This window comes from Pseudomonas sp. RIT-562, assembly GCF_026241895.1.
In the GTDB taxonomy this organism is placed as follows: Bacteria; Pseudomonadota; Gammaproteobacteria; order Pseudomonadales; family Pseudomonadaceae; genus Aquipseudomonas; species Aquipseudomonas mandelii_F.
The window spans coordinates 110,494-125,649 of the sequence record NZ_JAPJIV010000005.1 but is presented as its reverse complement, the minus strand read 5'-3'; the positions used below and the strand labels follow the sequence as shown (position 1 = coordinate 125,649).

Genomic DNA, 15,156 nt, shown 5'->3' with positions numbered 1-15,156 from the left:
GCTCCTTTAGCTCAATTCACGGACGTCGACGAAACGACCGTTTACAGCAGCGGCGGCGGCCATGGCCGGGCTCACCAGGTGGGTACGGCCACCGGCGCCCTGACGGCCTTCGAAGTTGCGGTTGGAGGTCGAAGCGCAATGCTCGCCCGACTCCAAACGGTCCGGGTTCATCGCCAGGCACATCGAGCAACCGGGCTCACGCCATTCAAAACCGGCCTCAAGGAAAATCTTGTCCAGGCCTTCCAATTCAGCCTGGGCTTTCACCAGACCCGAGCCCGGCACCACGATCGCCTGCTTGATGGTCGAGGCCACTTTGCGGCCCTTGGCGATCACGGCAGCGGCGCGCAAATCTTCGATTCGCGAGTTGGTGCAGGAGCCGATGAACACGCGGTCCAGCTGGATATCGGTGATCGCCTGATTGGCGGTCAGACCCATGTATTTCAAGGCGCGCTCAATGGAGCCGCGCTTGACCAGGTCCATTTCCTTGGCCGGATCCGGAACGTTCTGATCCACAGCCAGAACCATTTCAGGCGAAGTGCCCCAGCTGACTTGCGGCTTGATCTGCGTGGCGTCGAGCTCGACCACGGTGTCAAACACCGCATCGGCGTCGGACACCAGGTCTTTCCACGCTTCGACAGCCAAGTCCCACTCCGCGCCTTTCGGGGCGAATGGACGGCCCTTCACGTAGGCCACGGTTTTTTCGTCCGCCGCCACCAGGCCCACACGCGCGCCGGCCTCGATGGACATGTTGCAGATGGTCATGCGCCCTTCGACCGACAGGTCGCGGATCGCGCTGCCGGCGAATTCGATGGCGTGGCCATTACCGCCGGCGGTGCCGATCTTGCCGATCACGGCGAGCACGATGTCCTTGGCCGTCACGCCGAACGGCAGTTTGCCTTCGACCGACACCAACATATTCTTCATTTTCTTGGCGACCAGGCACTGCGTGGCGAGCACGTGCTCGACCTCGGAAGTACCGATACCGTGAGCCAGGGCGCCGAATGCACCATGGGTCGAGGTGTGGGAGTCGCCGCAGACCACGGTCATGCCCGGCAAGGTCGCGCCCTGCTCCGGGCCAATGACGTGGACGATGCCCTGGCGCACGTCGTTCATCTTGAATTCGACGATGCCGTATTCATCGCAGTTGTCGTCGAGGGTCTGGACCTGCAGGCGCGAGACCTGGTCGGCAATCGCTTCGATGCCGCCTTTACGCTCCGGCGTGGTCGGTACGTTGTGGTCCGGGGTCGCGATATTGGCATCGATCCGCCAGGGCTTGCGCCCGGCCAGACGCAGGCCTTCGAAGGCTTGCGGCGAGGTCACTTCATGAATGATGTGACGGTCGATATAGATCAGCGCCGAACCATCGTCGCGCTGTTTGACCAAATGCGAATCCCAGAGCTTGTCGTAGAGCGTTTTGCCGGCCATCAGACGGTTTCCTCATCATTTGTTTCTATGCCCCGGGTTTTGAACGGCTCAATAACCCTTTGGCTTGTGAGGTCGATCCTAGGGGGTTACATTAAATAACTCAAATTCATATTTTTTATGCTTTGGATAACCAACTGGAATACTGCAATGGACCTGGCCAACCTCAACGCTTTTATCGCGATCGCCGAGACCGGCAGCTTCTCTGGCGCAGGTGAACGCCTGCACTTGACCCAACCGGCAATCAGCAAGCGCATCGCCGGTCTCGAGCAACAACTGAAGGTGCGCCTGTTCGACCGCCTGGGTCGTGAAGTCGGTCTGACCGAAGCCGGCCGCGCCCTGTTGCCGCGGGCTTACCAGATCCTCAACGTGCTGGACGACACCCGCCGCGCCCTGACCAACCTGACCGGCGAAGTGAGCGGTCGCCTGACGCTGGCCACCAGTCACCACATCGGCCTGCACCGTCTACCGCCTCTATTAAGGGAGTTCACCCGACGCTACCCACAGGTGGCGCTGGATATTCAGTTCCTTGATTCGGAAGTGGCCTACGAAGAGATCCTCCATGGTCGCGCGGAACTGGCAGTGATCACCCTCGCTCCGGAACCTCATTCCCTGGTCAAGGCCACGCCGGTGTGGGACGACCCGCTGGATTTCGTGGTGGCACCGGAGCACTCGCTGATCAGCAACGGCGCGGTCAGCCTCGGGGATATTGCCCTGCATCCGGCGGTGTTCCCCGGCGGCAACACCTTCACCCACCACATCGTCCAGCGCCTGTTCGAGGCCCAGGGGCTGACCCCGAACATCGCCATGAGCACCAACTACCTGGAAACCATCAAGATGATGGTATCCATCGGCTTGGCCTGGAGTGTGCTGCCGCGCACCATGCTCGATGAACAGGTGGCGCGCATCCCTTTGCCGGGCATACAGCTCACTCGCCAGCTAGGCTATATCCTGCACACAGAACGGACGCTGTCGAACGCGGCACGGGCCTTCATGGCCTTGCTGGATGCACAGATCGATCGGCCAGGGACACATGGCTAACTTGTGCTACTCCTATAGAGCCGCGAGACCCAGCGCCTAACGCCCTATTCAGTAAGGCTTGCCAATGCCGAAATCTGTTGACCGTATTCCGCCGATGCCGCGTATCCAGGCGCTTGACCCAAAACGGTCCGAGCAAAGCTGGGAAAGCGCGCCACAGTTGCTAGCGGCCCTCAATGGTGCCCGCCTGGGCGCTTGGTATTGGGACATCGAGCGCGGGCAGATCAGTTGGTCCCGGGGCACCCAGGCGCTGTTCGGCTTCGATCCCCATACGCCGCTGCCCGCCGACCTGGAATACCTCGACCTGCTGCCCCCGGAAGACCGCGCAAAAACCGTGCGCGCCTTCCATGCGGTGATTGCTGGCGCGCCGCTGGAACAGGCCATGCACCACCGCATTCGCTGGCCCGATGGCAGCCTGCACTGGCTGGAGATCAATGGCAGCCTACTGCCGGACAAGGACGGCCGCCCGCGGATGATCGGGGTGATCCGCGAAATCACCCACCAGCGCCAGCGCGAACAGGCGCTGAGCAGCTCGGAGAAGCGTTTTGCCACGCTGTTTCACCTGTGCCCGAACATGGTCCTGCTGACCCGCCAGGAAGACGGCCTGATCACCGAAGCCAACCAGTATTTTGAAAGCCTGTTCGGCTGGCCGGTGCAGGACGCGATTGGTCGGACCACCGTCGAGCTTGGCCTGTGGGTGCACCCGGAGCAACGGGACAAGCTGGTCAAAGCCACCAAAGCCAAGGGCGAGCTGACCAGCATGGAGGTGCAGTTCCGCGCCAGCAACGGGCAGATCCACGACGGCATTCTCAGCGCACAGAAGGTCGAGCTCGAAGGCCAGCCCTATTTGCTCAGCACCTTCCTCGACACGACCGAACGCAAAGCCGCCGAACTTGCGCTCAAAGACAGCCAGGAGCGCCTCGACCTCGCGCTGGACTCCGCGCAACTGGGCACCTGGGACTGGCATATCCCCAGCGGCATGCTTTACGGCTCGGCGCGCGCGGCGCAGTTGCACGGGCTGGATGCAGTGCCGTTCCACGAGTCGTTCGATGAATTTTTCGAAGGCGTACCCGACGAAGAGCGCGGCAGCATGCGCGACGCCTACCGAAGCCTTCGCGAGGGCCCGGCCGGCAACTATCAGCTGACCTATCGGGTGCAACTGGCCGACGGCAGCTCCCGCTACCTGGAAAGCCGCGCACGGCTTTATCGCGACGAGAACGGCGCCCCGCTACGCATGGCCGGCACCTTGCTCGACATCACCGACCAGGTGGAACGCGAGCAACGACTGGTGGCCTCGGAAGAGAAATTCGCCACGCTGTTCCAGGTCAGCCCCGACCCGATTTGCGTCACTCGCCAGGACAGCGGCCACTTCATCGAGATCAACTCGAGCTTTACCCAGACATTTGGCTGGAGCGCCGACGATGTGATCGGGCACAGCGCCGACGAAATCGGCCTCTGGGATGCTTCGGCAAAGAGCCTGCGGCGCATCGAACAGGTGATCCGCGAACAAGGCCTGAGCAATGTGGCGATCCAGGTTCAGCACAAGGACGGGCAGTCCCTGACCTGCGTGATCTCCAGCCGCCAGATCAGCGTCGGCGACCAGCCCTGCGTGGTCACCACCCTGCGCGACATCACTCAACAGCAGCGCTCCGAAGCCGCGCTCAAGGCCAGCGAGGAGAAGTTCGCCAAGGCCTTCCACTCCAGTCCCGATGCCATCACCATCACCGAGCGCGACACCGGCCGATATCTGGAGGTCAACGACGGCTTCTGCCGCCTGACTGGCTACCGGGCCGATGAAGTGGTCGGGCGCACCGTGTATCAGGTGGGCATCTGGGCCGAGGAGAAACAGCGCTCCTCGCTGCTGGCCGAACTGCAGCTGAACGGCCGGGTGCACCACCAGGAAATGCTCGGGCGCAACAAGCGCGGCGAGTTGCTGACCGTTGAAGTGTCGGTAGAACCGATCACCCTCAACGAAACCGCCTGCCTGCTGCTGACCGCCCGGGACGTCAGCCTGCTGAAAAACGCCGAGGCACAGATCCGCCACCTGGCCTACCACGACCCCCTGACCAACCTGCCCAACCGCGCACTGCTGATGGACCGCCTGAGCCAGCAAATCGCCTTGCTCAAGCGCCACAACCTGCGTGGCGCCCTGCTGTTTCTCGACCTCGACCACTTCAAGCACATCAACGATTCCCTCGGCCATCCCGTGGGCGATACCGTGCTGAAAATCATCACCGCGCGGCTCGAAGCCAGCGTGCGTATGGAAGACACCGTGGCGCGCCTGGGGGGTGACGAATTTGTAGTGCTGCTCAGCGGCCTGGAAGGCTTACGGGAAGAAGTCAGCACCCAGGTGCGCAGCCTCGCCGACACCTTGCGCGAACTGCTGTCGGAGCCGATGTTTCTTGACGGCCAGCGCCTGCAAGTCACGCCCAGCATCGGCATTGCGCTGATTCCCGACCACGGCTCGACCCCTACCGACCTGCTCAAGCGCGCCGACATTGCCCTGTACCGGGCCAAGGACTCAGGCCGCAACACCGCGCAGATGTACCACAACACCATGCAGAAGGCCGCCAGCGAACGCCTGCGTATGGAAACCGACCTGCGCCTGGCGCTGTCGCGCAACGAATTTCGCGTGCACTTCCAACCCCAAATCGACGCCCGGGACAACCGCATCGTCGGCGCGGAGGCGCTGGTGCGCTGGAACCATCCCGAACTGGGCGCCCAGTCCCCCAATGAGTTCATCAAGGTGCTGGAGGACAGCGGCCTGATCCTCGAGGTCGGCAGCTGGATCATCGATGAAGCCTGCCGCGCATTTAAGCGCCTGATGGCCGCAGGGCTCATTGATCCGCTGGACTTCAGCCTGTGCGTCAACATCAGTCCACGCCAGTTTCGCCAGAACGACTTTGTCGAACGGGTCCAGCATAGCCTCGGCAGTCATGGCCTGCCGTGCTCGCTGCTCAAGCTGGAAATCACCGAAGGCATCGTCATCCAGAACCTGGAAGACACCATCAGCAAAATGTGCCGCCTGAAAAAACTCGGCGTGAGCTTCGCCATGGACGATTTCGGCACCGGCTATTCATCCCTGACCTACCTCAAGCGCCTGCCGGTCGACACCCTGAAAATCGACCAGTCCTTCATCCGCGACGCCACCACCGACCCCAACGACGCCGAAATCATCCGCGCCATCGTCGCCATGGCTCGCAGCCTGGAATTGAAGGTGATTGCCGAGGGGGTGGAGACGCTGGAGCAGCTGGAGTTTCTGCAGGGGTTGGGGTGTTATTTTTACCAGGGCTACTTGCATAGCCGGCCGCTGCCGGTGGAGGAGTTTGAGTTGTTGCTCAGATAACGCGACCTAACACCGAGCGCAGTTTGATGAGCCGAGCATCGACCCATTGTGGGAGCGGGCTTGCTCGCGAAGGCTGTGTATAAGACAACATATTTGTCGACTGACCCACTGCTTTCGCGAGCAATCCCGCTCCCACCCGTTCTTTGGAGTTCACAAATATTGTGATCTACCCAAACCCTGTAGGAGTGAGCCTGCTCGCGATAGCGTCAGGTCAGTCGATAGCATTGTTGCCAAAGCGGCGAAAATGAGGACATATGCATTTGCACGGTCTGTGTCGGACCCGGCCGCAAAAAAAAGACCCCGACAAGTCGGGGTCTTTTCCATCAGCGGGCTATAAGCCTGCCGGGGTTACGCCTCAGTGCTGCAAAGCCGGCTTTTCCATCCCGTTGATCGGGATGCGCTTGGCTTTTGCCTCCTCCGGAATCACTCGCAGCAAATCAATGCTCAGCAACCCATTGCGCAGGTCAGCAGCCTTGATTTCGATGTGGTCCGCCAGGCGGAACGACAGCTTGAACGCACGTTGGGCGATGCCCTGGTGCAGGAAGGTCACACCTTCGGTCGTGTCGCGTTTGCCGCCACTGATGGTCAGCACGCCCTTCTCGACTTGCAGGTCCAGGTCTTCTTCCTGGAAACCGGCTGCCGCAACGACGATGCGGTATTGATCGTCACCGTGTTTTTCCACGTTGTAGGGCGGGTAGGTGCTGCCTGGCTCGTTGCGCAGGGCGGTTTCGAACAGGTCGTTGAAACGGTCGAAACCTACCGAGGAACGGAACAGTGGGGCCAGGGAAAATGCAGTACTCATGATTCAAATCTCCTGAAAACAATCAGCAAGGTTTTATGTCTCCGCGACCCGAATTCGGCATCGCGTAACCCTTAGATAGGGACCGCTGATTGCATTTCAAGAGATTATTTGAAGATTTTTTTCAGGCCGCCTCGGACACCTGCAACCCAAGTAAGCGCGAGACATTATCCAGTTCCGTCTCGCGGCGCAGCGCCGTGAACAACTCCACCGCCTCAGGGTAATTGCGGGTCAGCATGGCCAGCCATTGCTTCAGGCGACCGGGTGATTGGCGAGCGGTCATCTGCGCCTTGGCCTGGAGCCAGAACTCCTGGATCAGCGGCAACAGTTCGGCCCAGGTCATCTCCACGACTTCCTGGCCGGCGCGCGCGGCGGCGATTTGTCGGGCCAGGTCCGGGCGGGAGACCAGGCCGCGGCCGAGCATGATGTCTTCCACCCCGCTGATCTCGCGGCAGCGGCGCCAATCCTCGACATCCCAGATGTCGCCGTTGGCAAATACCGGCACGTTAACCACCTCTTGCACCCGCGGGATCCACTCCCAGTGGGCGGGCGGCTTGTAGCCATCGGTCTTGGTTCGCGCATGCACCACGATGTGCGCTGCGCCGCCCTCGGCCAGGGCTGTGGCACAGACCAGCGAGCCGTCGGGACTGTCGAAGCCCAGGCGCATTTTCGCGGTGACCGGGATGTACGCCGGCACGGCTCGGCGAACGTGCTCAACGATCTGGTTGAGCAGTTCCGGCTCCTTGAGCAATACCGCGCCACCGCGGGACTTGTTGACGGTCTTGGCCGGGCAGCCGAAATTCAAGTCGATGACCTCTGAGCCTAGCTCGCAGGCCAGTGCGGCGTTTTCCGCCAGGCACACCGGATCCGAACCCAGCAGCTGCACGCGCAAGGGTACGCCGGCAGCGGTCTTGGCACCGTTCAGCAGTTCAGGGCCGAATTTGTGGTAATAGGCGGGCGTGAGCAGCTGATCGTTGATCCGGATGAATTCGGTTACACACCAATCGATACCGCCGACACGAGTCAGCACGTCGCGCAGGATGTTGTCGACCAACCCCTCCATGGGTGCCAAGGCAATTTGCATGAAAAACACACTCTACGAAAATCGTGCGGCAGTTTACAGGTTTCACTCTGTAGGAGCTGCCGAAGGCTGCGATCTTTTGATCTTGATCTTGATCTTGATCTTGATCTTGATATTGCTGTTGCTTTCAAGATCAAAGTCAAAAGATCGCAGCCTTCGGCAGCTCCTACGGAGCCTGTGTCAGGACGGGGCTTGCAACGCCGGGCCATAACCTTCGATGAACTCCGCCGGCATGCGCTTGGGCTTGCCGGTGGACAGTTCGATGCACACAAAGGTGGTCTGCGCCCGCAGCAACGTGGTGTTATCGCTGGGGCGCTTGAGCTGGAAGTGCCGGGTCATTTTCAGGCGCTGGTCCCAGTCGACGATCCAGGTCGCCAGCTGCAAGCCGTCGCCTTCGTAGGCGGCCGCCAGGTAATCGATTTCGTGCCGCACCACGGCCATGGCCCGGTCCAGGCGTCGGTATTCGACCAGATCCAGGCCCAACCGCTGGGAGTGGCGCCAGGCGCACCGTTCGAGCCAGGTGACATACACCGCGTTGTTCGCGTGCCCCAGGCCGTCGATGTCTTCGGCGCCCACTTCCAGGTCAATGATAAACGGCGTTGCCCGATCCCAGCCCATGCCCCACTCCAGTCAGATAGTCACCTGGGGAGTGTAACGGATGCTCAGGCCGATTGGCGCGATTGCAGGCTGCGACCCGCCAGCAGTGATAGCACGCCATCAATCACCCTGGGGTCGGCCAGCACCCGTTGATGTCCACCTTCTTCAAGCCGCATCAGGCGGCTATCGAACCAGGCTTCGTTGATCAATTGGGACTCATTGACCGGGACCAACTTGTCATCTTCGGCATGCACGATCAGCCCCGGCATATCAAGCTGGTAGTGCGCGACATCGAGGGTCGCGGCGCGCATGCCGACGTCTTGCTCGACCTGGCGAATGAACGCCGAGCGGGCCTTGGGCGGCAGGCGCATGTAACGGGCAAACCCGCGCAGGACTCCCAATATGCGTGCCGGAGCGGCGATGGTCACCAGGGTTTCGGTGCGCAGGCCCAGTTGCACCGCGAGCATCGCACTGGCGCCGCCCATGGAGTGACCGATCACGGCTTGCAGTGGCGGCAACTCGGCTGCTGCTTCCAGCATGGCACGGGCGAACAGCACGACGTTCGCTTCGCTGCCCGGCGAGCGACCGTGCGCCGGACCGTCGAGGGCGACCACGGTGTAACCGGCGTCCACCAGCGCATTGATCAGGCTGGCGAATTGGGTTGGGCGCCCTTCCCAACCATGCATCAGCAGGACCGCCGGGCCTTGCCCCCAGCGCAGTGCCGAGAGACCGAAGCGCAAGGTAATGCGCTCTGACCTGGCCAGCAGCGGCAGCTCCCAATCCCGCGGAGGCAGCTCCCGCGGAGTCATGAACGCCAGGCGCATCTTGCTCGCGACCAGTTGAGGGGCAAACCAGCCCAAAGTGCCGTTGACGCCACGAACCCACTTTAACCCGCTCATCGCTCTCACTCCCCAGGCTCAGGCCTTCAGGTCATAGCACCGCCGATTTGGCGGCGCGCAACAATCGATCGGATAACTCCCCTGGCCCCAGCGCCCGCGCCAGTGCCAGTCCTCCCACCATCAAGGCCATGTCAGCCAGGGCCTTGTCGGTTTCTTCCGGGCTGGCCGCCAATTGCGCGACCATCATTTCCACGTGCTCATTCAACGCCACACGAAATTCCTCCGGCAGCCGCCCCAACTCGCCGACAGACGCCGGGATCGGGCAAGCGGACTCCGATGAATCACGGTGTTTGCGCGACAGGTAGAACGCGGCCACCAGGGCGCGGCGCTCTTCGCCGGTCAATTCAGCGTCCATGTCGGCGATCAGGCCCCGACGATGGCCGAGCAACTGCTTGAACGCTTCGAGCATCATCGCGTCCTTGCTTTCGAAGTGCGCATAGAAGCCGCCAACCGTCAGGCCGGCTGCGCCCATCACTTCGCCCACGCTCGGTTCGGCCGGGCCGCGCTGAATCAGCGCTGCACTGGCGGCCTTGAGAATGCGTTCGCGGGTTTGAGCTTTTTTATCGTTCATCGTTGCCTCCGAATATTACGACTAGAATATTATTCTCATAATAATTTTCCGCAAGTCGTAGGTGTGACCGCTGGTCTGAAGAACAGTTTGAGGTAGAGAGGGAGATTTGGCCAAACGCCAGACAAACAAAAGGGCCATTCAATAATTGAATGACCCTTATAAAATCCCGCAGAGCGGGTAATCGTGGCGTCCCCTAGGGGACTCGAACCCCTGTTACCGCCGTGAAAGGGCGGTGTCCTAGGCCACTAGACGAAGGGGACGCAAAACCTTCTATACAACTGATCAGTGCTGAGTGCTGATCGATTCAAGGCCGGTGTGGCCAGACCTTGAACTGTAAAATTGGTGGAGCTTAGCGGGATCGAACCGCTGACCTCCTGCATGCCATGCAGGCGCTCTCCCAGCTGAGCTAAAGCCCCGGATTTTTCGCCTCGCGGCGGAGTGACATCTTGCAACATCACTTCTGTAAAACTGGCGTCCCCTAGGGGACTCGAACCCCTGTTACCGCCGTGAAAGGGCGGTGTCCTAGGCCACTAGACGAAGGGGACGCAAACCCTTCTATACAACAGATCAACGCTGAGTGTTGATCGCTTCAAGGCCGGTGTGGCCAGACCCTGAAGTGTAAATTGGTGGAGCTAGACGGGATCGAACCGTCGACCTCTTGCATGCCATGCAAGCGCTCTCCCAGCTGAGCTATAGCCCCTCATCGCTGAGGACGGGGCGAATCTTAATGGCGGATCGAAAGGCTGTCAAACTTATTTTTAAAATATTTCAAAGTTTTTTGCCGGGATAACAATCACTTACCGCTCTCCCCCGTAAATCCGGGGGTGGAACGGGTCCCTGTAGCAGCTGCCGCAGGCTGCGTTCGAGGGCGCAGCACTCGCCGGCTTTAACCCGGTTGTATCAGGCAAGCCTGAGGGGGGCTGCTTCGCAGCCCAACGCAGCCTTCGGCAGCTGCTACAGGGATCGAGTGAATTCGATGCACCGCGGGGGGCTGCTTCGCAGCCCGACGCAGCCTTCGGCAGCTGCTACAGGGATCGAGTGAATTCGATGCTCCGCGGGGGGCTGCTGCGCAGCCCGACGCAGCCTTCGGCAGCTGCTACAGGGGATCAGGCGATATTGGCCAGGAGTTTTTCCCACTCCTTGTTTTCCTTCTTCGACACTCCACCGAGCAGATCGATGGCCTGGCGCAGGCGGAAACGGGTCAGGTCGGGGCCGAGGATCTCCATGGCGTCGAGCACGGATACCGAGCTGGCTTGCCCAGTGATCGCGGCGAACATCAGCGGCATGGCATCGCGCAGTTTCAACTCAAGGGATTCGACCACCGCCTGGATCGTCGCGGTGATGCTGTCCTTCTCCCACTGCCGCAGGCTTTCGAGCTTCCACAGGATCAACTGCATCAACTGACGCACCTGATCACCCGACAGCTTCTTCGACTCGAACAGCTTCGCGTCCGGGTTGACGCCACCGGCGAAGAAGAAGCCGGCCAGCGGAGCGACCTGGCTGAAGGTTTCGACCCTTCCCTGCACGTGCGGCGCGATCTTCATCATGTATTCAGGGTTCAGTGCCCAGGTCTGCAGGCGCGAGGCGAACTCTTCTACTGGCAAGTCACGCAACCATTGGCCGTTGAGCCACGACAACTTCTCGATGTCGAAGATCGGCCCGCCCAGGGAGACGCGCTTGAGGTCGAAGTTGTCGACCATTTCCTGCAGCGAGAACTTCTCGCGCTCGTCCGGCATCGACCAGCCCATGCGCCCCAGGTAATTGAGCATCGCTTCGGGCATGAAGCCCATGCGCTCGTAGAACGTGACCGAGGTCGGGTTCTTGCGCTTGGACAGCTTGCTCTTGTCCGGGTTACGCAGCAGCGGCATGTAGCACAGCTCCGGTTGTTCCCAGCCGAAGTATTCATAAAGCAGGATCAGTTTTGGCGCCGATGGCAGCCACTCTTCGCCGCGCAGCACGTGGGTGATGCCCATCAAGTGGTCATCGACCACGTTGGCCAGGAAGTAAGTCGGCAGGCCGTCGGTCTTCATCAGCACTTGCATGTCCATGCGATCCCACGGGATCTCGACATCGCCACGCAGCATGTCCGGCACCACGCACACGCCTTCGCTCGGCACTTTCATGCGGATCACGTGTGGCTCGCCCGCAGCCAGGCGCTGGGCCACCTCTTCTTTCGAAAGCAGCAACGCACGGCCATCGTAGCGCGGGGTTTCGCCGCGGGCCTGTTGTTCGGCGCGCATCTGGTCCAGCTCTTCGGCGGTACAGAAGCACGGGAAGGCATGCCCCATTTCAACCAGCTGCTGGCAGTACTTCTGATAGATCTCGCCGCGTTCGCTCTGACGATACGGACCGTGCGGGCCGCCAACGTCCGGGCCTTCGCTCCAGTCGATGCCCAACCAGCGCAGGGCGTCGAAAATCTGCTGTTCGGACTCGCGGGTTGAACGCAACTGGTCGGTGTCTTCGATCCGCAGGATGAACTCACCGCCGTGCTGCTTGGCAAAGCAGTAGTTGAACAATGCGATGTAAGCGGTACCTACGTGGGGATCCCCGGTAGGCGATGGCGCGATGCGAGTGCGGACGGTGGTCATGGCAAGTCTCGAAATGAAGATAAAACAAAGGGCGAATGGTAACAGGCGACACCGGCCCGGCTCCAGTCAGCAGGGCATTTAAGCCAAGGTTGCGTCTACAACGCGCTTAGCACCGGGTGAATGGCCGAATATCAGCGGATGGCATTTACCGTTCATCGGCTGTGTGCCAGATTGGTCAGCTGATACCTTTCCTTACAATTTCTCGACTACAGTCCGCCCCATGCCTGCCCAACTCAAGCGTCGCCTGTTTATCTTCCTGTTGATCGTCCTGCTCATCGCCGGGGGTTTCTTCGCCCACTGGTTCCTCCAGGGGCGATTTTACGAGAGCACCGACAACGCCTACGTCCAGGGCGAGATTACTCGCGTGTCGAGCCAACTGGGCGCGCGCATCGATCAGGTCGTGGTGCAGGACAACCAGCACGTCGAAAAGGGCCAGTTGCTGGTCAAACTCGAAGGCGACGATTTTCACCTGGCCGTTGACCGCGCCAACGCCACCCTCGCGACTCGCCAGGCCGAGCGTCTGCAAGCCCAGAGTAAACTCACACAACAGGCCAGCCTGATTGCCGCCAGCGAGGCACAGGTCGCATCCAGCCAGGCCAGCCTCAGCCGTTCGCAGATCGATTTGTCCCGTGCCGAAACCTTGCGCAAACCCGGCTACGTACCGGAAGAACGGGTGACCACCCTCTCCGCCGACAACCACATTGCCCGCTCGCAAGTGACCAAGGCCCAGGCGGATGCCCAGAGCCAGCGCCAGCAGGTGAATTCCCTGAGCGCCGAAATCAAGCGCCTCGATGCGATGATCGCCAATGCCAAAACCGACCTGGCCCAAGCCGAGCTGAACCTGACCCGCAGCGAGATTCATGCGCCCATCAGCGGGTTGATCGGCCAGCGCGCCGCGCGCAACGGTCAATACGTACAGGCCGGCGCGTACCTGCTGTCGATCGTGCCGGACCAGGACATCTGGATCCAGGCCAACTTCAAGGAAACCCAGATCGGCCACATGCAGCCTGGGCAGAAGGCCGAGTTGACCTTCGACGCCTACAGCGATACGCCGATCGAGGCGCGGGTCGACAGCCTGTTTGCCGCTTCCGGTGCGCAGTTCAGCCTGTTGCCGCCGGACAATGCCACCGGCAACTTCACCAAAGTCGTACAACGAATTCCGGTAAAACTGACCTTCGCTGCGGACAATCCGCTGCACGGCAAGATTCGTCCGGGGATGTCGGTCACCGCCAAAGTGAACATCAAAGACGCCCCTGACGATGGCCGGTGATCAGCTGATCCGCCCGGTCGGCGAGCCGACCCGGCGCGACTGGATCGCGGTGATGAGTGTGATGCTCGGCGCCTTTATGGCCGTGCTCGACATCCAGATCACCAACTCCTCGCTCAAGGATATCCAGGGTGCACTCTCGGCGACCCTGGAAGAAGGTTCATGGATTTCCACTTCGTACCTGGTCGCGGAAATCATCATGATTCCGCTGACCGCATGGCTGGTGCAGCTGCTGTCGGCACGGCGTCTGGCGGTCTGGGTCTCGCTGGGATTTTTAGTGGCTTCGCTGCTGTGTTCCATGGCCTGGAGCCTGGAAAGCATGATCGTGTTCCGCGCCTTGCAGGGTTTCACCGGCGGCGCACTGATCCCGCTGGCGTTCACCCTGACCCTGATCAAACTGCCCGAACACCATCGCGCCAAGGGCATGGCCATGTTCGCCATGACCGCCACCTTTGCGCCCTCCATCGGCCCGACGCTGGGCGGTTGGCTGACGGAGAACTGGGGCTGGGAATACATCTTCTACATCAACATCCCGCCCGGCCTGATCATGATCGCCGGACTGATGTACGGCCTGGAGAAAAAACCAGCGCATTGGGAATTGCTCAAAAGCACCGACTACATGGGCATCCTCACCCTGGGCGTGGGCCTTGGCTGCCTGCAGGTTTTTCTAGAAGAAGGCCACCGCAAGGACTGGCTGGAGTCGAGCCTGATCGTGGGCCTGGGCAGCATCGCGCTGATCAGCCTGATCACCTTTGTGATCGTGCAGGTGTCCAAGCCCAATCCGCTGATCAACCTGGGCATCCTGGGTAATCGCAATTTCGGCCTGTCGAGCATTTCCAGCCTGGGCATGGGTGTCGGGTTGTATGGCTCGATCTACCTGTTGCCGCTGTACCTGGCGCAGATCCAGAACTACAACGCGTTGCAGATCGGCGAAGTGATCATGTGGATGGGCGTGCCCCAGCTGTTTCTGATTCCGCTGGTGCCGAAACTGATGAAGTACGTGTCGCCGAAATGGCTGTGCACGTTGGGTTTCGGGTTGTTCGGGCTGGCGAGTTTCTCGTCAGGGGTGCTGAACCCGGACTTCGCCGGGCCGCAGTTCAACCAGATCCAGATCATTCGCGCCCTGGGCCAGCCGCTGATCATGGTCACGATTTCGCTGATCGCCACCGCCTACATCCTGCCCGAGGATGCGGGGTCGGCGTCGAGCCTGTTCAACATCCTGCGCAACCTGGGCGGCGCAATCGGCATCGCCCTCCTCGCCACGTTGCTGGATGCGCGGACCAAGACCTACTTCGATTACTTGCGCGAGGCGATTGTTCCGACCAACCCGCAGGTGGCAGAGCGCATGGCGTCGATGACCGACCGATTCGGCAGTGAGACGGCGGCCCTGGGGAAATTGAGCGAGATTGCGCATCAGCAGGCATCGATTATGGCGTACAACGATGCGTTTCATTTTGTCGGGATTGCGTTGGGGATCAGCATGATTGCGGTGCTGTTGACCAGGGCGTTGCCGGCGGGGGTGAAGGCTGGGGAGGCGCATTGATTTTG

11 protein-coding genes and 4 tRNA genes are annotated in these 15,156 nt (G+C 61.0%); 4 read left to right on the top strand and 11 right to left on the bottom strand.

Annotation, left to right across the window (positions count from 1 at the left end; all coding sequences use genetic code 11):
* Positions 1–6: 6 nt before the first annotated feature.
* Entirely contained in the window at positions 7–1,425 is a 1,419-nt protein-coding gene (gene leuC / locus ORL50_RS09055) for a 3-isopropylmalate dehydratase large subunit (protein WP_266012886.1), read from the bottom strand.
* Positions 1,426–1,572: 147 nt separating this feature from the next.
* On the opposite strand from leuC, the gene ORL50_RS09050 reads away from it, so the two are divergent.
* Both ORL50_RS09050 and ORL50_RS09045 read left to right on the top strand, forming a co-directional pair.
* Entirely contained in the window at positions 1,573–2,463 is an 891-nt protein-coding gene (locus ORL50_RS09050) for a LysR family transcriptional regulator (RefSeq protein ID WP_266012883.1), read from the top strand.
* Positions 2,464–2,527: 64 nt separating this feature from the next.
* Complete coding sequence (locus tag ORL50_RS09045; RefSeq protein ID WP_266012880.1) at positions 2,528–5,806, top strand: PAS domain S-box protein; 3,279 nt, start codon at positions 2,528–2,530, stop codon at positions 5,804–5,806.
* Positions 5,807–6,161: 355 nt separating this feature from the next.
* On the opposite strand, the gene ORL50_RS09040 is transcribed toward ORL50_RS09045, so the two are convergent.
* The 10 genes from ORL50_RS09040 to gltX all read right to left on the bottom strand — a co-directional run bounded on the left by ORL50_RS09040 (position 6,162) and on the right by gltX (position 12,341).
* Complete coding sequence (locus ORL50_RS09040; protein WP_266012877.1) at positions 6,162–6,608, bottom strand: Hsp20 family protein; 447 nt, start codon at positions 6,606–6,608, stop codon at positions 6,162–6,164.
* A gap of 121 nt (positions 6,609–6,729) precedes the next feature.
* Complete coding sequence (locus ORL50_RS09035) at positions 6,730–7,689, bottom strand: tRNA dihydrouridine synthase (RefSeq protein ID WP_266012874.1); 960 nt, start codon at positions 7,687–7,689, stop codon at positions 6,730–6,732.
* A 177-nt stretch (positions 7,690–7,866) separates the two neighbouring features.
* Complete coding sequence (locus tag ORL50_RS09030) at positions 7,867–8,304, bottom strand: acyl-CoA thioesterase (protein WP_266012871.1); 438 nt, start codon at positions 8,302–8,304, stop codon at positions 7,867–7,869.
* 44 nt (positions 8,305–8,348) lie between these two features.
* Positions 8,349–9,182 carry an alpha/beta fold hydrolase gene (locus ORL50_RS09025; protein ID WP_266012868.1) on the bottom strand — a complete coding sequence of 278 codons (834 nt, stop codon included), beginning with the start codon at positions 9,180–9,182 and terminating at the stop codon, positions 8,349–8,351.
* Positions 9,183–9,213: 31 nt separating this feature from the next.
* Complete coding sequence (locus tag ORL50_RS09020) at positions 9,214–9,753, bottom strand: TetR/AcrR family transcriptional regulator (RefSeq protein WP_266012865.1); 540 nt, start codon at positions 9,751–9,753, stop codon at positions 9,214–9,216.
* 184 nt (positions 9,754–9,937) lie between these two features.
* A tRNA-Glu gene (locus ORL50_RS09015) sits at positions 9,938–10,013 on the bottom strand.
* A gap of 80 nt (positions 10,014–10,093) precedes the next feature.
* Positions 10,094–10,169: transfer RNA gene (locus tag ORL50_RS09010), tRNA-Ala, on the bottom strand.
* A gap of 53 nt (positions 10,170–10,222) precedes the next feature.
* A tRNA-Glu gene (locus ORL50_RS09005) sits at positions 10,223–10,298 on the bottom strand.
* A gap of 79 nt (positions 10,299–10,377) precedes the next feature.
* Positions 10,378–10,453, bottom strand: a tRNA-Ala gene (locus ORL50_RS09000).
* A 406-nt stretch (positions 10,454–10,859) separates the two neighbouring features.
* Positions 10,860–12,341: a glutamate--tRNA ligase gene (gltX, locus tag ORL50_RS08995; RefSeq protein WP_266012862.1), complete on the bottom strand. Its 1,482-nt coding sequence runs from the start codon at positions 12,339–12,341 to the stop codon at positions 10,860–10,862.
* 220 nt (positions 12,342–12,561) lie between these two features.
* Here gltX and ORL50_RS08990 point away from each other — a divergent pair, with 220 nt between their 5' ends.
* Positions 12,562–13,611, top strand: a complete 1,050-nt coding sequence (locus ORL50_RS08990) for an HlyD family secretion protein (protein WP_266012859.1) — start codon at positions 12,562–12,564, stop codon at positions 13,609–13,611.
* The gene (locus ORL50_RS08985; RefSeq protein ID WP_490722692.1) at positions 13,601–15,151 is read left to right on the top strand and encodes an MDR family MFS transporter; all 1,551 of its coding nucleotides are present in this window, start codon (positions 13,601–13,603) and stop codon (positions 15,149–15,151) included. The genes ORL50_RS08990 and ORL50_RS08985 overlap by 11 nt, the downstream gene beginning before the upstream one ends.
* The last annotated feature ends 5 nt before the right edge of the window (positions 15,152–15,156 follow it).

Coding starts and splice junctions, on each gene's coding strand:
- leuC (WP_266012886.1), bottom strand. CDS start 1,425: ATGGCCGGCAAAACGCTCTACGACAAGCTCTGGGATTCGCATTTGGTC.
- ORL50_RS09050 (WP_266012883.1), top strand. CDS start 1,573: ATGGACCTGGCCAACCTCAACGCTTTTATCGCGATCGCCGAGACCGGC.
- ORL50_RS09045 (WP_266012880.1), top strand. CDS start 2,528: ATGCCGAAATCTGTTGACCGTATTCCGCCGATGCCGCGTATCCAGGCG.
- ORL50_RS09040 (WP_266012877.1), bottom strand. CDS start 6,608: ATGAGTACTGCATTTTCCCTGGCCCCACTGTTCCGTTCCTCGGTAGGT.
- ORL50_RS09035 (WP_266012874.1), bottom strand. CDS start 7,689: ATGCAAATTGCCTTGGCACCCATGGAGGGGTTGGTCGACAACATCCTG.
- ORL50_RS09030 (WP_266012871.1), bottom strand. CDS start 8,304: ATGGGCTGGGATCGGGCAACGCCGTTTATCATTGACCTGGAAGTGGGC.
- ORL50_RS09025 (WP_266012868.1), bottom strand. CDS start 9,182: ATGAGCGGGTTAAAGTGGGTTCGTGGCGTCAACGGCACTTTGGGCTGG.
- ORL50_RS09020 (WP_266012865.1), bottom strand. CDS start 9,753: ATGAACGATAAAAAAGCTCAAACCCGCGAACGCATTCTCAAGGCCGCC.
- gltX (WP_266012862.1), bottom strand. CDS start 12,341: ATGACCACCGTCCGCACTCGCATCGCGCCATCGCCTACCGGGGATCCC.
- ORL50_RS08990 (WP_266012859.1), top strand. CDS start 12,562: ATGCCTGCCCAACTCAAGCGTCGCCTGTTTATCTTCCTGTTGATCGTC.
- ORL50_RS08985 (WP_490722692.1), top strand. CDS start 13,601: ATGGCCGGTGATCAGCTGATCCGCCCGGTCGGCGAGCCGACCCGGCGC.